The organism is Sphingomonas sp. 179-A 2A2 NHS, assembly GCF_045371305.1.
Classification (GTDB): Bacteria; Pseudomonadota; Alphaproteobacteria; order Sphingomonadales; family Sphingomonadaceae; genus Sphingomonas.
The window spans coordinates 36,456-51,872 of sequence record NZ_JBIQDE010000001.1 but is presented as its reverse complement, the minus strand read 5'-3'; the positions used below and the strand labels follow the sequence as shown (position 1 = coordinate 51,872).

Genomic DNA, 15,417 nt, shown 5'->3' with positions numbered 1-15,417 from the left:
GAAGGAGAGGCCCGATGCGTATCGCATTCCTGTTGTTTCCCAATGTCACGCAACTCGATCTGACCGGCCCGGCGCAGGTGCTCGCCCGCCTGGGAGGCAATTCGCGCCTCGATCTGGTGTGGAAGACGCTGGATCCGGTGCCGACCGATGCCGGCTTCTCGATCCTTCCCACCGCCACCTTCGACGATGTGGCATCGGCCGATATCCTGTGCGTTCCCGGCGGCGTGGGTGTGAATCGCGTGATCGCGGATGATGCGGCGATGGACTGGGTTGCGCGGATCGGCGGGGACGCTGGGTGGGTGACGAGCGTCTGCACCGGATCGCTGATCCTCGGCGCGGCCGGCCTGCTGCGCGGTTACCGCGCCACAAGCCACTGGGCGTGGCGGGAGCAGTTGGCGGCGTTTGGCGCCATTCCCGTTGCGGAGCGTGTGGTGGTGGATCGCAACCGCGTGACGGGCGGCGGTGTGACGGCGGGGATCGACTTTGGGCTGACGCTGACCAGCCTCATTCGTGGTGAGGATCACGCCCGGATGGTTCAGCTGAGCCTGGAATATGATCCCGCGCCGCCTTTCGATGCGGGCTCGCCGGAGCGGGCAGGGAAGGCGCTGGTGAACGCCTTCGAGCAGCGGATGGAGAAACTGGCGCCGGGCCGGCACGAGGAGCTTCGCGATCTGGCGAAACAGCGCGGCTTCTAAAGCGCGCCTCGGGCCGAAGGTGAAAAAGCAATCGGCCCGCCGGATCTCCGGCGGGCCGATGCGTCACGACTTAAAGATCGATCAGGATGCGGGTCGGATCCTCGATCGCGTTCTTCAGGGCGACGAGGAAGGTCACCGCCTCGCGGCCGTCGATCAGGCGGTGATCGTAGCTCAGCGCAAGGTACATCATCGGGCGCACCACGACCTGGCCGTCGCGGACGACCGGGCGCTCCTCGATGCGGTGGAGGCCGAGAACCGCCGACTGCGGAGGGTTGATGATCGGGGTCGACATCAGAGAGCCGAACACGCCGCCGTTGGAGATGGTGAAGGTGCCGCCCTTCATCTCGTCCATCTTCAGCGTGCCTTCCTTGGCGCGCTTGCCGAAGTCGCCGATCGTCTTCTCGATGCCGGCGACCGACAGGTCCTGCGCGTCACGGATGACCGGCACGACGAGGCCGTTGGGTGCCGAGACCGCGACCGAGATGTCGGCATAATCGTGATAGACGATCTCATCGCCCTCGATCGATGCGTTGACCGACGGGATGTCCTTCAGCGCCATGCAGGCGGCCTTCACGAAAAAGCCCATGAATCCGAGGCGAACGCCGTGCTTCTTCTCGAACAGGTCCTTGTACTTGGCGCGTGCCTCGATCACCGCGCTCATGTCGACGTCGTTGAACGTCGTCAGCATCGCGGCGGTGTTCTGGGCGTCCTTCAGGCGCTTGGCGATCGTCTGGCGCAGGCGCGTCATGCGCACGCGCTCTTCCTTGCGCCCACCCGAGGCGCTGACCGACGGGGTGGTCGGCGCGACCGTCGGCGCCGGGGCAGGGGCTGATGCCGGGCGCGAGGAGGCGGCGGTCGCCACGTCCTCCTTCGTGATGCGGCCGTCACGGCCGGTGCCGCGGATCGTCGCCGGATCGACTCCATGCTCCAGCACCGCGCGGCGCACCGAAGGGCTGAGTGCGGCCGGCGCATCGCTGCCGACCGGCGTCGCGCCGTGATTGCCATAGCCGCCGGCTGCAGGAGCAGGCTCGGACGGCGCCGTAGCCGGAGACGCGGTGACCGCAGGCTGTGCCGCCGGGGTGGCTGCCGGCGCGCCGTCGCCTGCCTCCACCGTGGCAAGCATCGCGCCGACCTCGACCGTGTCGCCAACGGCAACGGCGTGCTGGCCCATGATGCCGGCGACGGGGCTCGGAACTTCGACCGAAACCTTGTCCGTCTCCAGGCTGGCGATCGGCTCGTCAGCTTCGACCTTGTCGCCCGGCTGCTTCAGCCACTCGCCCAGCGTCGCTTCGGTGATCGATTCGCCCAGAGTGGGGACCAGAACTTCGGTTGCCATTCCCGTTTCCTTCCACCCCGCCAAAGACCGGGGCCCAGTTGCGCGGCGTTCGGTGAAGAACGCGATGCGTCGTTACATCTGTTCCGCGAACCGCCCCGGCGCGCCGCCGGGGCTGCCCGCGATGCTATTGGCTCAGCTCGCCGCCTTGCCAGCCTTCTTCGTCGTCTCCGCCGAGCGCGTGCGGCGGATTTCCTCACGCACATTGTGGCCGAGCGCATCCGCGATCAACGCACCTTGTTCGGCCTGGTGCCGCTTCATGAGGCCGGTTGCCGGCGATGCGGCGACCGCGCGGCCCGCATAGCGTGCCCGCTTGATCGCGCAGCCTGCCTGGGCCAGCGCTTCCTCGATGAACGGCTCGACGAAGAACCAATAGCCGTTGTTGCGCGGCTCTTCCTGCGCCCACACCACGTCTTCGAGGTTCGGCATCCGCGCGATGCGCTTGGCCAGTGCCTCGGTCGGGAAGGGATAGAGCTGCTCGACGCGAACGATCTGCGTGTTCTCGTCACCCGCTGCGTCGCGCGCCTCGATCAGGTCGTACGCCACCTTGCCGGTGCACAACACCAGCCGCTTGGTCGCCTCGTCCGGCGCGCCGTTCGTGTCCGACAGGATGCGGCGGAAGTGCGCGTCGCCGACGAAATCCTTGGCACTCGACACCGCCAGCTTGTGCCGCAGCAGCGACTTGGGCGTGAAGATGATCAGCGGCTTGCGGAACGTGCGGTGCATCTGCCGGCGCAGCAGGTGGAAATAGTTCGCCGGCGTAGTGCAGTTCGCGACCTGCATATTGTCCTGCGCGCACAGCTGGAGGAAGCGCTCCGGACGGGCCGAGCTATGCTCGGGGCCCTGGCCTTCGTAGCCGTGCGGCAACAGCATCACGAGGCCGTTGGCGCGCAGCCACTTGGCTTCGCCGCTCGCAATGAACTGGTCGATCATGATCTGCGCGCCGTTCACGAAGTCGCCGAACTGCGCTTCCCACAGCACCAGCGTCTTCGGGTCGGCGAGGGCGTAGCCATATTCGAAGCCAAGCACGCCATATTCGCTGAGCGGGCTGTCGAGCACCTCAAAACGGCCATGCTCCAGATTGTGGAGCGGCACGTATTTGCGCTCGTCATTCTGGTCGACCCAGACAGCGTGGCGCTGCGAGAAGGTGCCGCGGCCGGAGTCCTGACCCGACAGGCGCACCCCGAAGCCTTCCGACAAAAGCGAGCCGAAGGCCAAAGCCTCGCCGGTCGCCCAGTCGAAATTCTCGCCGGTCGCGAACATGTTGCGCTTGGCGTCGATCACGCGGGCCAGCGTCTTGTGGATCGCCAGGTCCTCGGGAACGGTCGTCAGCGTGCGGCCGATGGCGTCGAACAGCTTCTGCTCGATGCCGGTGTCGACACTGCGGCGTGCGTTCTCGGCGTCAGCCGGGGCGGACAGCCCGGACCAGCGGCCCGCGAACCAGTCGGCCTTGTTGGGCTTGTAGCTCGCACCCGCCTCGAACTCGCCTTCGAGCAGCGTGGTGAACTGCTTGACGTTCTCGTCGATCCACGCCTTGTCGACTACCTTCTGCTCGATCAGGCGCTTGCCATAGATCTCGCTCACCGGCGGGTGATTGCGGATCGCCTTGTACATCAGCGGCTGCGTGAAGCCCGGCTCGTCGCCCTCGTTGTGGCCGAACCGGCGGTAGCACCACATGTCGATCACGACATCGCGATGGAACTTCTGCCGGAACTCGATCGCCATCTTGGTGGCGAAGGTCACCGCTTCGGGATCGTCGCCATTGACGTGGAAGACCGGCGCCTGAACGCCCTTCGCGACATCCGACGGATAGGGCGAGGAGCGCGCGAACTGCGGGCTCGTCGTGAAGCCGATCTGGTTGTTGATGACGAAATGGACGCAGCCGCCGGTGTTGTAGCCGCGGATGCCGGAGAAGCCGAAGCACTCCCACACGATGCCCTGGCCGGCGAAGGCCGCGTCGCCATGGATCAGCACCGGCAGCGACTTGGAATGGGTCTCCAGGTCGTTGGCGATGGTCTGGATCGCGCGCGTCTTGCCCAGCACCACCGGATCCGCCGCCTCGAGATGCGACGGGTTGGCGACGAGCGACATGTGGACCTTGATCCCGTCGAACTCGCGGTCGGTGGAGGTGCCGAGGTGATATTTCACGTCACCCGAACCGCCAATGTCGTCCGGATTGGCGGAGCCGCCGGCAAACTCGTGGAAGATCACGCGCAGCGGCTTGCCCATGACGTTGGCGAGCACGTTCAGGCGGCCGCGGTGGGCCATGCCGAACACGATCTCGTTCACGCCGGCCGCGCCGCCGTACTTGATCACGCTTTCCAGTGCCGGGATCATCGATTCGCCGCCGTCGAGGCCGAAGCGCTTCGTGCCGACGTACTTGCGGCCGAGGAACTTCTCCCACTGCTCGGCCTCGATCACCTTGTTCAGGATCGCCTTCTTGCCCTGGGGCGTGAATTCGATCGCCTTGTCCTTGCCCTCCATGCGCTCCTGGAGGAAGCGGCGCTCCTCGACATCGGCGATGTGCATGTACTCAAGGCCGACGTTGCCGCAGTAATTGGCGCGCAGGATGTCGACGAGCTCGCGGATCGTCGCCCATTGCAGCCCCATCGTGCCGCCGAGGTATACCGGGCGATCGATGTCGGCGTCGGTGAAGCCGTGATATTCGGTGCGCAGGTCAGCCGGCAGCTCACGCGTGGCGTTCAGGCCCAGCGGATCGAGATTGGCGGCGAGGTGGCCGCGCACGCGGTACGTGCGCACCAGCAGCTGCGCGCGGATCGCATCACCCGCCGCGCGGACGATCTCGTCCTGCGACAGGGTGGGGGCGGGCGCCGCGGGGGCAGGTGCGGGCTTGCCCTTGGCCGGCTTGGGCGCCGGCTCCATCTGCGTCGGATCGAGCGCGGCGGTCAGATCGTCGGTGGTGGTCAGCGGCCAGCGATCGCTGCTCCAGCTGGGTCCCGAGGCGCCGCTTTCCAGGCCTTCGAAGAACCCCCGCCAGCCCGGCTCGACGCTGTCCGGCGATGTCTTGTAGCGCGCATAGAGCGCATCGATGAACGCCGGCGAGACGCCGCCTGCGATATCCGTGAAATCCTGGCCTTCGTAGCCCATTGCCGCCTCACTTTTCCCTCACGCCCGCGTCACGCGGGGCAAAGGGGTGCGCAGATCTTGGCCAGCGCGGCCTCGATCAGCCGGAGGAGGGGTAACCGGTTTCCGTGCGAAACCCGGATGAGCGCGACACCGCGCGACCCCGCTCCAAACTTCCGCCTAGGCAACGTGTCGCCCGGGCTTCGTATCCTCTCCCCGATAAGGGGAGAGGACATCAACGGTTCAACCCTTCAGCACTTCCAGCAGCGTGGAGCCGAGCTCGCTGGGGGAAGCCGCCACCTTGATGCCGGCCGCTTCCATCGCTGCGATCTTGTCCTCGGCGCCGCCCTGGCCGCCCGAGACGATCGCACCCGCGTGGCCCATGCGGCGCCCCGGAGGTGCCGTACGGCCCGCGATGAAGCCCGCCATCGGCTTCTTGCGGCCACGCTTCGCTTCGTCACGAAGGAACTGGGCTGCTTCTTCCTCGGCGCTGCCGCCGATTTCGCCGATCATGATGATGGATTCGGTCGCATCATCGGCGAGGAACAGTTCAAGCACGTCGATGAAATTCGTGCCGTTGACCGGATCGCCGCCGATGCCGACCGCGGTGGTCTGGCCAAGGCCGGCATTCGACGTCTGGAACACCGCCTCATAGGTCAGCGTGCCGGAGCGCGAGACGACGCCGACCGAGCCCTTCTTGAAGATGTTGCCCGGCATGATGCCGATCTTGCACTCGCCCGGCGTCAGCACGCCCGGGCAGTTCGGGCCGATAAGACGCGACTTGGAGCCGGACAGCGCGCGCTTCACGCGCACCATGTCGAGCACCGGGATGCCTTCGGTGATGCACACGATCAGGGGAACCTCGGCGTCGATCGCCTCGAGGATCGAGTCCGCGGCGAAGGGCGGCGGAACGTACACGACGGAGGCATCGGCGCCGGTCTTCTCGACGGCTTCGGCCACCGTATCGAACAGCGGCAGGCCAAGGTGGGTGCCACCGCCCTTGCCCGGGGTGACGCCGGCAACCATCTGCGTGCCGTAATCGAGCGCCGCCTGCGTGTGGAAGCTGCCCGTATTGCCGGTCATGCCCTGGGTGATGACCTTGGTGTTCTTGTCGACGAGAATGCTCATTGGCTCTCCAATCCAATCAACCGGAAAGCGGCAGGGCCACCTGGCCCCGCCGTTCCCGGATGCGCCATTCAGTTGTTATGCGAGGCTCTCGTCGATGCCCTTGCAGGCGACGAGCAGTTCCTTGACCGCATCGACCGAGACCTGAAGGTTCGCCTTCGCCTCGTCCGACAGCTTCACTTCCACGACCTTCTCGACGCCGCCGGCGCCGATCACGACGGGCACGCCCACGTACAGGTCATCAACGCCATACTGGCCGGTCAGGTGAGCCGCGGCCGGCAAGATGCGCTTCTGGTCGTAGAGATAGGCCTCTGCCATCGCGATGCCGCTGGTGGCGGGCGCATAATAGGCCGAACCGGTCTTCAGCAGGGCGACGATCTCGCCGCCGCCGCCGCGCGTGCGCTTGATGATCTCGTCCACCTTTTCCTTGGTGGAGAAACCCATCTCGATCAGATCGCTGACGGGGATGCCCGACACGGTCGAGTATTCGAGGACGGGGACCATCGTGTCGCCGTGGCCGCCCAGCACGAAGGTGTTCACGTCCTTGACGGAAACCTTGAACTCGTCGGCAAGGAAGTGGCTGAAGCGGGCCGAATCGAGCACGCCTGCCATGCCCACCACCTTGTTGTGCGGCAGGCCCGAGAATTCGCGCAGCGCCCAGACCATCGCGTCGAGCGGGTTGGTGATGCAGATCACGAATGCGTCGGGCGCGTTGTCACGAATGCCCTCGCCGACGGCCTTCATCACCTTCAGGTTGATGCCGAGCAGATCGTCGCGGCTCATGCCCGGCTTGCGGGCGACACCGGCGGTGACGATGATCACGTCGGCGCCAGCGATGTCCTTGTAATCGTTCGAGCCGATGATCTTGGCATCGAACCCTTCGACCGGGCCGCACTGCGACAGGTCAAGCGCCTTGCCCTGCGGCACGCCTTCGACCACGTCGAACAGAACGATGTCACCAAGCCCCTTCAGGGCAGCGAGGTGCGCGAGCGTGCCGCCGATATTGCCGGCGCCGATCAGCGCGATCTTCTTGCGGGCCATCCAATCCCCTTCCGTCGATACTGGGTCGTGATGGCTCGGTCGCGTACGCCGTTTGGGCGCAGCGGGCAACCCAATAAAGCCGAAGCGGGAAGATATTAAAGATAATCGTTCGCAATAGCAATAAGCGATTCAGCCCTCAGGACGTGCCGTGTCCCTGGGCGAGATAATCCTCGGATCGCATCTCCTCGAGGCGGCTCACGGTACGCTGGAACTCGAAGCGTCCGTCGCCTGCTGGGTAAAGTGCGTCGGGCTGCGCATCCGCCGCGGCCAGCAGCTTCACCTTATGTTCGTAAAGAGCGTCGATCAGGCTGACGAAGCGGGCGGCCTCGTTCCGGTTCTCCGGCCCAAGGATGGGGATGCCGACAAGGATCACCGTGTGAAAGCGCCGCGCAATGGCGAGATAGTCGGCACTGCCGCGTGCCTCGCCGCACAGCTTCTTGAAGCTGAAGACGGCGACGCCCTTCAACGACTTGGGGACGCGGAGCATGCGGCCCTGAACGATCATGTCCTCGCTCGGCACATGCGCGCGATCTTCCGGCGGATAGTCAGTCAGGCGGAAGAAGGCGGCGGAAAGCTGCGCCGTCGCCTCCGGACCGTTGGGGACGAGCCAGGTATCCTGCTGGCCCAGCCGATCGCGGCGGTAATCTACCGGGCCGTTCAGCGCGAGCACGTCCAGCCGCTCCTGGATCAGCGCGATGAAGGGCAGGAAGTGCTCGCGGTTGAGGCCATTCTTGTAGAGTTCGTTCGGCGCACGGTTGCTGGTCGTCACCACCGTCACGCCCGCCTCGATCATCGCGGTGAACAGGCGGGAAAGGATCATCGCGTCGGGCGAGTTGTTGACGATCATCTCGTCGAAGGCGAGCAGTTGCGCTTCCTCGGCCAAAGCAGCGGCGACGGGCAGGATGGGGTCACCCTGTTCCTTGCGCCGTTCCACCGCGATGCGGCCGTGCACCTCCAGCATGAACTCGCCGAAATGCACGCGGCGCTTCTTCGCGACCGTCACGTTGGCGAAGAACAGGTCCATCAGCATGGATTTGCCGCGGCCCACGTCGCCCCACATGTAGATGCCGCGCGGCGGAATTACCTTCTTGCGGAAGAAGCCGGTGGTGCGCGGGTTCTCCAGCTCGTGCGCGAGTGCGTCGAGCTTCGCCGCGGCCGCGGCCTGTTCGGGATCAGGGCGAAGCTCCCCGGCGGCGATCAGGGCTTCATAGGCGGAAAGAACAGCGGCCACGCAGATACTCCGGTCATCGTCGGATGTTGCTTGACCCTCAAATCATCCCGGTCTTCAGCCGGATCCATCGGTCGGCGGGCGGGCACGCCCGGTGCGAGGCCGCAATAGATGTGCGGCCGCATGGACCCGGCTGAACGCCGGGATTGGACGGGTGCGGCAGGACGCCGCCAACATCGTGTCACCGGCCCCGGTAGGCCAGAAGACGCCGCCACGACAAGCGCCAGCCGAGCCAGTCGGCGCGCCGACGGTGCATCAGCGCTTCGTCGGCTTCCGGATCGTGCCGGAGAATTCCGTGATCGGGCCATCGCCCTGCATCACCAGACCGCGCATGAACAGCAGCCGACCAGTCTCGCGCAGCAGCTCCACGCGGGCTTCCAGCGGCTCGCCGATCTTGCCGGCGCCAACGAAGTGGGTGTTGAGGTCAAGCGTCACCGCCGTACCCGCCTCGATCAGGCCGAAGCTGCGCGCGGCGGCGAACAGTGACACGTCGATGAATCCCAGCATCGCCCCGCCATGGACGTTGTTGCCAAGGTTCGAGTGGCGCCGCTCCGGCAGCATGCGGACGCGGCACATACCCTCCTCGACGCGCACCATCATGTCGCCGAGGAAGGTGTTGTAGCGATCGGAATTCTTCAGGCCCCAGCGCTTCCAGCCGGGATGATCCGGATGATCCTCGTAGAGGAACTCCGGCTTCGGTTCGGAGTCAACAGCCACTTGCGCCACACATTCTCCATTCGTGCCGAGCGAAGTCGAGACACGGGAAGCGCAGCGCTCGTGACCCCGTTCGTCGACTTCGCTCGAAACGAACGGGGGAGGGAATGGTGGAGCGCGTCAGAGAACGCGCTCGACCTCCATCTTCTTGATCTCGGCGATCGCCTTCGCCGGGTTCAGGCCCTTCGGGCAGGTGTTCGCGCAGTTCATGATCGTGTGGCAGCGATACAGGCGGAACGGATCCTCCAGGCTGTCGAGCCGCTCACCGGTCATCTCGTCACGGCTGTCGGCCAGCCAGCGATAGGCCTGGAGAAGGATTGCCGGGCCAAGGAACTTGTCCGAATTCCACCAATAGCTCGGGCACGAGGTCGAGCAGCAGGCGCACAGGATGCACTCGTACAGGCCGTCGAGCTTCGCGCGGTCTTCGGGCGACTGCAGCCGCTCCTTGCCGGCCGGCGGTGGCGTGACCGTCTTCAGCCACGGCTGGATCGAGGCATATTGCGCGTAGAAGTGCGTGAAGTCGGGGACGAGGTCCTTGATCACGTCCATCGCCGGCAGCGGGGTGATCTTCACCTCGCCCTTCACGTCCTCGATCGCGGTGGTGCACGCGAGGCCGTTCTTGCCGTCGATGTTCATCGAGCAGGAACCGCAAATGCCCTCACGGCACGAACGGCGGAACGTCAGCGACGAGTCCTGCTCGCTCTTGATCTTGATCAGCGCGTCGAGAACCATCGGGCCGCACTCGTCGAGATTCACCTCGAACGTGTCGTAACGCGGGTTCTCGCCGCTGTCCGGATCGTAGCGGTAGATCTTGAAGTTGCGCATCGTCCCGCCCGGCTCGGGCGAAGGGATCTTGCGCCCTCCCTTGATCTTGCTGTTCGCCGGCAGGGTGAATTCGGCCATTTTCCGTTCCCGCTTCAGTCGGTTGGTGACTGGGAACGAAGGCCGCTCCAGTCGAGGTTGCGCGTCAGATACATAACACCGGCCAAGGCCGCAAACAGAAGCAGCGATCCGATGAGCAGCGAATACGCCTCCAGGCTCAGCAGCACGTAGAGCAGGGCATAGAGCGCGGCCAGAAGCGCCGCGATATAGCCGCCCCGACGCCAGCTGCGCAGCACCGCGGCGGAATAGGCCGCCAAGAGGGCGATGATCGCGCCGGCAGCGACGATATAGGCCGCGGCAAAGCCGATCACCTCGGCAAAGGCGAGCAGCAGGACGAAGAACAGCACCAGCCCGGCGCCGACCAGGAGATACTCCACCGTTGCCACGCGCACGCCGCCGATCACGTCGAACATGAGGAAGGCGACGAAGGTGAAGCCGATGAACAGAAAGCCGTATTTCACCGATCGGTTGACCTGGCTGTAGAGATCGACCGGCGAGATCAGATCCACCCGCGCCTCATAGTCGCCGGCCGGAATGGCGGTAATGTAGCGATCCGTTACATCCGGGCGCGACTCGGGCACGACATCGCCCGAGGAGACGAGGCTGCGGCCAAGCGCGAGGTTGCCGACCCGCCACGTTGCCGAGAAGCCCTTCTCGCTTACCTTCTGCGCGGTCGGCAGGAAGCCGCCCTGGAAGCTCGGGTGCGGCCATGCCGACGTCACCTGCCAGCGTGTGTCGCCCGCCTGCGGCGCAAGCGCCAGCCAGCCGTTGCCGCGGAAACTGTAGCGGAAGCTCACCGTCATCGGCCGGCTCTGGATCGTGCCCGCATCCAGCCAGGTGAAGAAGCCGGAGCCGTTCGTCGCCGGCGTCCCCTTGCCGGGCTGCAACGCCAGCTGGCGACCGTCAGCGGTTACCTCGGGCGGCTTGCCGAACAGCCCGCGGGCATCCTTCAGCCCGAAGCGAAGCTCCGCGCGGTCATAGGCCAGCCGGTCCGCCGTAATCCCGAACCGGGCGAGATCGCTTGGCAGCCGGAAGCGCACCATGCCGCTGGCCAGTGCCTCGAACAGCACCGCTTCATAGATCGAGCGACGCCGGCGTTCGGGGGTCAGTTGCGTCTTGAGATCGGCCACCTCGGGCGCCAGCGTCAACTCGCGCCACACCATGCTGGTGCGCACCACCTGTCGCCCGCCCTCGTTGACGGTCTCGGTCGTCTCCGCCTGATAGGGGAGGATCAGAACCGGCCCGGCGATCGTTTGCGGCCCTCCCCATCCGGCAGCGATCGAGGCGCGCGCCGTGTTCGACTGCTCCTGCCGATCGTATACGAGCAGGTAGACGGCGAAGAGCGGGATCGCGAGCAGCAGGGCGATTAGGATCGCCATTCCCAGCTTGCGCCCCGGGGTCGGGCCTTCGATCCTCAAGCAGCACCTCGTTTCGGCTTTTCTGCCGCCTTGGTGCCGCAGCCGTCAGATGATGTCGAGGATCAGCCCAAGGTTACGGGCTTCCTCCGCCTCGATATACCAGTTGGACGGCGCCTTGGCGCGAAGTTCGTCGAGCGACACGTTGGTGCCCTCAACCAGCGCCGCGAAACCCTCGTCCTGGATGCGGATCGAATCCTGGATCTCGTTCAGCTTGGCCAGCAGCACCGGCGCCAGCGTGTTGAGCGGGCCGGAAAGCTGGACGGTGGAGTTCATGATCCGCTCGTGGATCATCAGCCGACTGCCGCGCGTCAGGAAGCGCTTGTCGGCAGGGAAGGCGGACATGAAGGTCGCCCCCGCCGAATAGACCGCCACCTTTCCCAGGAACAGCGTCTCGCGGCCGGTATATTCCCGCAGCATCCGGATCGTATCGCCCATTGCGCGGGCCATTTCCGGGTCACCGCCCAAGGTTGTGATCGAGACGACGAGCGGCCCGTTGCCGGAAGCGTTGGCAAGCTGATCCTTGAAATTGTTGTACATCATGTCGTCAACCGTCCCGTGCAGCTGGATCTGCGGGTTGGCGAGCAGCGGATAATTGATGGCGTTGTTGTTGGTCATGGCGCGCCGAACCACGGGCGGGGGAAGACAGTTCCGGTGCCGCGTTAATATATGTGTCGCCGCCTCGGGCCGTCGCCGGCGCTACCCGCGAAACCCTTCAGCTGGATTGCTCAGCGCCCCGCTTTCGCCGTGGTCAGAACGGCGTTTGCCGGACGCCCCACCGGCGCACTCGCCACCCGCGGCGCGCGCGCGTCCAGCGCTGCCAGCCAGCGTGCGGCGCCGGCACCGATCGAAACCTGCGGCTCGGAAGGTTCGAGCCGCCCGTCACGCTCCCAGCTCGCGATCGTCTTCACCGCCTCGTCCGCCGCCGCCGCGAGCGGCTGCGGCTTGCGCAGCGCGTGATTGACCAGCGCGTCGCCGAAGAACGTCCAGTCATTGTCGGCCTGGCAACCGAACGAGGTCTTGGTCGACGATGCGGCGGTCACGATCGCGGTCGTGTCGCTCGACAGCAGCGGCACGAACACGCCCGCGTAGCAGGCGCTGATCAGGATCAGCCGGTTACGGATGCCCAGTTGCGACAGCGTGGTCCACAGCCGCGTCGGCGAGATCGCGCCAAATCCCTGGTCCGCATCATTGTAGACGATGCCGAAGCGCGCGCCGTGGCTGGTGGTGTAGAGCACCAGCACATCCTCGACCGGATCCATCAACTCCGCGACCCGGGCCAGCGCCATGTCGATATTGGCGGGCGATCCCATCGGCAGGTTGCTGTCGGCACTGCCGTCAGTGCCGGCCAGCACGATGGTGCGGCCCTCGGCGCCATAGCGCTGTGCGAGCACGCGGCCCGCCTCGCGTGCCTCGCGACCAAAGACAGGGTCACTGTCCAGCGCCGCCGCGACAACATAGGCATCCACTGTCCCGCGCCGCTGCGGCTGGATCTTGGCCAGTGTCGTTGCCAGCCGGCGATGCTCGGCCAGCAGCCAGGCGGCCGAACGGTCATGCTCGATCGCGCCCCCTTGGTCGGCCAACTGAACCAGTTCCGTTTCCCCGCCACGCGCGACAAGGGGAACGGGGCGGGTGTGTTGCGGTGGCTGATACGTCTGCGCCGGGGCCATGCCGGCGACCGTGGCAAGCAGCAGCGTGATCAGCTTCTTCATCAGCCCGCATCTCACGATTGCTTTTGGCCGCTGTCAATCACTTGATACTTGTCGCGCGCCTCGCCAAGACTTTGGTTCAGGGGAGAGTGGCCGTGATCGAGTTCTTTTTCGACTGTTCGAGCCCGTGGACTTGGCTCGGCCTCGAAAGCATCCAGCCGCTGGCAGAAGGATTGGGCGCGGAGATCGTGTGGCGGCCGATCTTGGTCGGCGGCGTGTTCAATGCAGTCAATGCAAGCGTCTATGAAGGCCGCAGGAACCCGGTTCCCGCCAAGGCACGCTACATGCAAAAGGACCTTGCGGATTGGGCGCGGCTGCAAGGCCTCACGATCAACTTTCCGCCCGCCGTCTTCCCGGTGAACAGCGTCAAGGTGATGCGCGCCTGTTGCTGGCTGGGGCAGGATTGCGTGTCGTTCGCGCGCGCCGCTTTCCACGCTTATTGGACGGAGAACCGCGACATCTCGCAGGATCCGGTGATCGCCGACGTGGCGGGGCGCGCCGGTGTGGATGCCGATGCGCTGTTTGCGGCCATTGCGGGGGAGGGGCCCCGGGCAATGCTGCGCGCGAACACGGACGAGCTGATCGCGCGCGGCGGGTTCGGATCGCCCACCATCTTCGTCGGCGGTGACGACATGTATTTCGGCAATGATCGGATACCGCTGGTCCGTGCGGCGATCCTGGCTCAGCGATCCGCCTGAGTCTCCAGCCATGCCAGCGTCAGCGTGTCACCGCGCCGCGTGGTGCCTTCCTCCGCCGCTACCCCGGCATTCGACAGCCGCTCCATCGCCGTGGCGACCGCCTCGGCCGGCCCGGACACGGTCAGCGCGCGGCCTAGCCGATGCGCGGCCCAGATGGCGTCGTCGAGCGCCTTGGCATCGGGCCCATCCTCACCAATCGGCACCGGCGGAAGCGTTCCGTCCGGCGGCGTCAGCTCGACGCTCCAGCCCGGCACCGCAGCTTCGGCGCGCTGTTCAATCGCGCGATAGGTGGCGAACCCGGCGCCGGGCAGGGCGGCCGGGCGGGCGGTGGCGCGCTTGAGCACCGGATCGGCTATGACGTTCGTTTCCGGCACGCCGACGATAAGCCCGATGCGCTCGGCAACGGCGTTGCGATCGTTGCGCGCCGCGGAGCTGGCGCCGGCACCGCCCTGCGCGGCCGCGATCTGCGCCGCTTCGCCCGCGCCGCTTTCCATGCCCACCCGGATCTGGTCGACGTGAAGGTCGAGCGGGATGCTCACCGAGCGCTTGGCCAGCGCGACGGCCGCGGCATCCGCCCCCGGCACGACCTTGGATGTCAGCACGATGGCGCGAACCACTGCCGGCGTGCGATCGAAATTGATGTCGAGCTGGCTGATCCGGGCGTCGCGCTCGAACGGCTGCAGCACCGCGTCGCGGATCTGCCGCCGGGCAAGGCTCTCCACCGCAATCTGCTTCAGTGCCAGGCCCAGCGGGATCGCCAGCGCCGCGAGGCCGACGATGATCAGCAGGCCCTGGAGCCGCGTCTGCGCCGGGGACAGGTGCGCGCCGAAGCCATAGAGCCGTGCCACCGTCGCCGCGGTCAGCGCGATGGTGATGAGGTTGGTGAGGAACAGCAGCAGCGATCCGCCCAGCACCGTCCAGTTCTGCGTCGCAAGGCCAAAGCCGACCACCGCGAGCGGCGGCATCAGCGCGATGGCGATCGCAACGCCGACGACCGTGGTCGAACGCTCGCGGATCAGGGCATAGCCGCCGGCGACCGCGGAGAGCAGCGCGACGAGCAGGTCGAACAGGTTTGGCCGCGTGCGGATCGCGATCTCGCTGGTTACCGTCTGGATCGGGGAGACCGCCACGAAGGCAGCGGATAGGGCGACCGCGATCAGCGAGCCGAGCAGCAATGCCCAGCCGGCACGCTTGATCTCGTTCAGGTCGAAGGTCGCAATGCCGAAGCCGAGGCCGATGATCGGCATCATCAGCGGCGAGATCAGCATCGCGCCGATCAGCACTGCGCTCGACGGCAGCAGCAGGCCGAGGATCGAGATCCCCGCGGAGATCACGATCGCGAACAGATATGCGCCGCTCCAGCCGGATTCGGCGGAGATTTTGGTGATGACGGCTTCGTGGTGGACGTCGCCCACCACGCGCGATCGCCACCAGCGGGCGATCACATGAGCACGTCCGGGGCGCACCGGCGCCCCGGAGAGAGCATCATTCAC

Annotated in this window: 13 protein-coding genes; 2 read left to right on the top strand and 11 right to left on the bottom strand. The window is 66.1% G+C overall.

Going from position 1 to position 15,417, the window contains the following annotated elements:
• The first annotated feature begins 14 nt into the window (after positions 1-14).
• Positions 15-695, top strand: coding sequence for a DJ-1/PfpI family protein (locus ACH0AE_RS00240; RefSeq protein WP_294442856.1), 681 nt, complete (start codon positions 15-17; stop codon positions 693-695).
• Positions 696-765: 70 nt separating this feature from the next.
• Here ACH0AE_RS00240 and odhB read toward each other — a convergent pair whose 3' ends face one another.
• From odhB to ACH0AE_RS00190, 10 genes are all read right to left on the bottom strand, one after another.
• On the bottom strand, positions 766-2,031 hold the full coding sequence (gene odhB / locus ACH0AE_RS00235; RefSeq protein ID WP_406875360.1) for a 2-oxoglutarate dehydrogenase complex dihydrolipoyllysine-residue succinyltransferase: 1,266 nt from the start codon (positions 2,029-2,031) through the stop codon (positions 766-768).
• Between the two features lie 132 nt (positions 2,032-2,163).
• The gene (locus tag ACH0AE_RS00230) at positions 2,164-5,136 is read right to left on the bottom strand and encodes a 2-oxoglutarate dehydrogenase E1 component (protein ID WP_406875359.1); all 2,973 of its coding nucleotides are present in this window, start codon (positions 5,134-5,136) and stop codon (positions 2,164-2,166) included.
• A gap of 219 nt (positions 5,137-5,355) precedes the next feature.
• Positions 5,356-6,240 carry a succinate--CoA ligase subunit alpha gene (gene sucD, locus ACH0AE_RS00225; protein WP_294444196.1) on the bottom strand — a complete coding sequence of 295 codons (885 nt, stop codon included), beginning with the start codon at positions 6,238-6,240 and terminating at the stop codon, positions 5,356-5,358.
• 75 nt (positions 6,241-6,315) lie between these two features.
• Positions 6,316-7,278, bottom strand: coding sequence for a malate dehydrogenase (mdh, locus tag ACH0AE_RS00220; protein ID WP_227770666.1), 963 nt, complete (start codon positions 7,276-7,278; stop codon positions 6,316-6,318).
• Between the two features lie 136 nt (positions 7,279-7,414).
• On the bottom strand, positions 7,415-8,509 hold the full coding sequence (gene zapE, locus ACH0AE_RS00215) for a cell division protein ZapE (RefSeq protein ID WP_294444195.1): 1,095 nt from the start codon (positions 8,507-8,509) through the stop codon (positions 7,415-7,417).
• 252 nt (positions 8,510-8,761) lie between these two features.
• A complete protein-coding gene (locus ACH0AE_RS00210; protein WP_294444194.1) occupies positions 8,762-9,223 on the bottom strand; it encodes a PaaI family thioesterase in 462 nt (153 codons plus the stop codon).
• A 117-nt stretch (positions 9,224-9,340) separates the two neighbouring features.
• A complete protein-coding gene (locus ACH0AE_RS00205; RefSeq protein ID WP_294444193.1) occupies positions 9,341-10,123 on the bottom strand; it encodes a succinate dehydrogenase iron-sulfur subunit in 783 nt (260 codons plus the stop codon).
• A gap of 14 nt (positions 10,124-10,137) precedes the next feature.
• On the bottom strand, positions 10,138-11,481 hold the full coding sequence (creD, locus tag ACH0AE_RS00200) for a cell envelope integrity protein CreD (protein ID WP_294444192.1): 1,344 nt from the start codon (positions 11,479-11,481) through the stop codon (positions 10,138-10,140).
• An 84-nt stretch (positions 11,482-11,565) separates the two neighbouring features.
• Positions 11,566-12,135 carry a ClpP family protease gene (locus ACH0AE_RS00195; protein ID WP_294444191.1) on the bottom strand — a complete coding sequence of 190 codons (570 nt, stop codon included), beginning with the start codon at positions 12,133-12,135 and terminating at the stop codon, positions 11,566-11,568.
• 110 nt (positions 12,136-12,245) lie between these two features.
• The gene (locus tag ACH0AE_RS00190; protein WP_294444190.1) at positions 12,246-13,229 is read right to left on the bottom strand and encodes a C13 family peptidase; all 984 of its coding nucleotides are present in this window, start codon (positions 13,227-13,229) and stop codon (positions 12,246-12,248) included.
• Positions 13,230-13,321: 92 nt separating this feature from the next.
• On the opposite strand from ACH0AE_RS00190, the gene ACH0AE_RS00185 reads away from it, so the two are divergent.
• Entirely contained in the window at positions 13,322-13,924 is a 603-nt protein-coding gene (locus ACH0AE_RS00185; protein ID WP_294444189.1) for a 2-hydroxychromene-2-carboxylate isomerase, read from the top strand.
• Here the strand turns inward: ACH0AE_RS00185 and ACH0AE_RS00180 are convergent.
• Positions 13,909-15,390, bottom strand: a complete 1,482-nt coding sequence (locus tag ACH0AE_RS00180) for a DUF389 domain-containing protein (RefSeq protein WP_294444188.1) — start codon at positions 15,388-15,390, stop codon at positions 13,909-13,911. The two genes, ACH0AE_RS00185 and ACH0AE_RS00180, sit on opposite strands and share 16 nt — an antisense overlap.
• Positions 15,391-15,417 lie beyond the last annotated feature (27 nt).

Bases quoted from the DNA above. Each gene is read 5' to 3' on its own strand.
- ACH0AE_RS00240 (WP_294442856.1), top strand. From the start codon at position 15: ATGCGTATCGCATTCCTGTTGTTTCCCAATGTCACGCAACTCGATCTG.
- odhB (WP_406875360.1), bottom strand. From the start codon at position 2,031: ATGGCAACCGAAGTTCTGGTCCCCACTCTGGGCGAATCGATCACCGAA.
- ACH0AE_RS00230 (WP_406875359.1), bottom strand. From the start codon at position 5,136: ATGGGCTACGAAGGCCAGGATTTCACGGATATCGCAGGCGGCGTCTCG.
- sucD (WP_294444196.1), bottom strand. From the start codon at position 6,240: ATGAGCATTCTCGTCGACAAGAACACCAAGGTCATCACCCAGGGCATG.
- mdh (WP_227770666.1), bottom strand. From the start codon at position 7,278: ATGGCCCGCAAGAAGATCGCGCTGATCGGCGCCGGCAATATCGGCGGC.
- ACH0AE_RS00205 (WP_294444193.1), bottom strand. From the start codon at position 10,123: ATGGCCGAATTCACCCTGCCGGCGAACAGCAAGATCAAGGGAGGGCGC.
- creD (WP_294444192.1), bottom strand. From the start codon at position 11,481: ATGGCGATCCTAATCGCCCTGCTGCTCGCGATCCCGCTCTTCGCCGTC.
- ACH0AE_RS00195 (WP_294444191.1), bottom strand. From the start codon at position 12,135: ATGACCAACAACAACGCCATCAATTATCCGCTGCTCGCCAACCCGCAG.
- ACH0AE_RS00190 (WP_294444190.1), bottom strand. From the start codon at position 13,229: ATGAAGAAGCTGATCACGCTGCTGCTTGCCACGGTCGCCGGCATGGCC.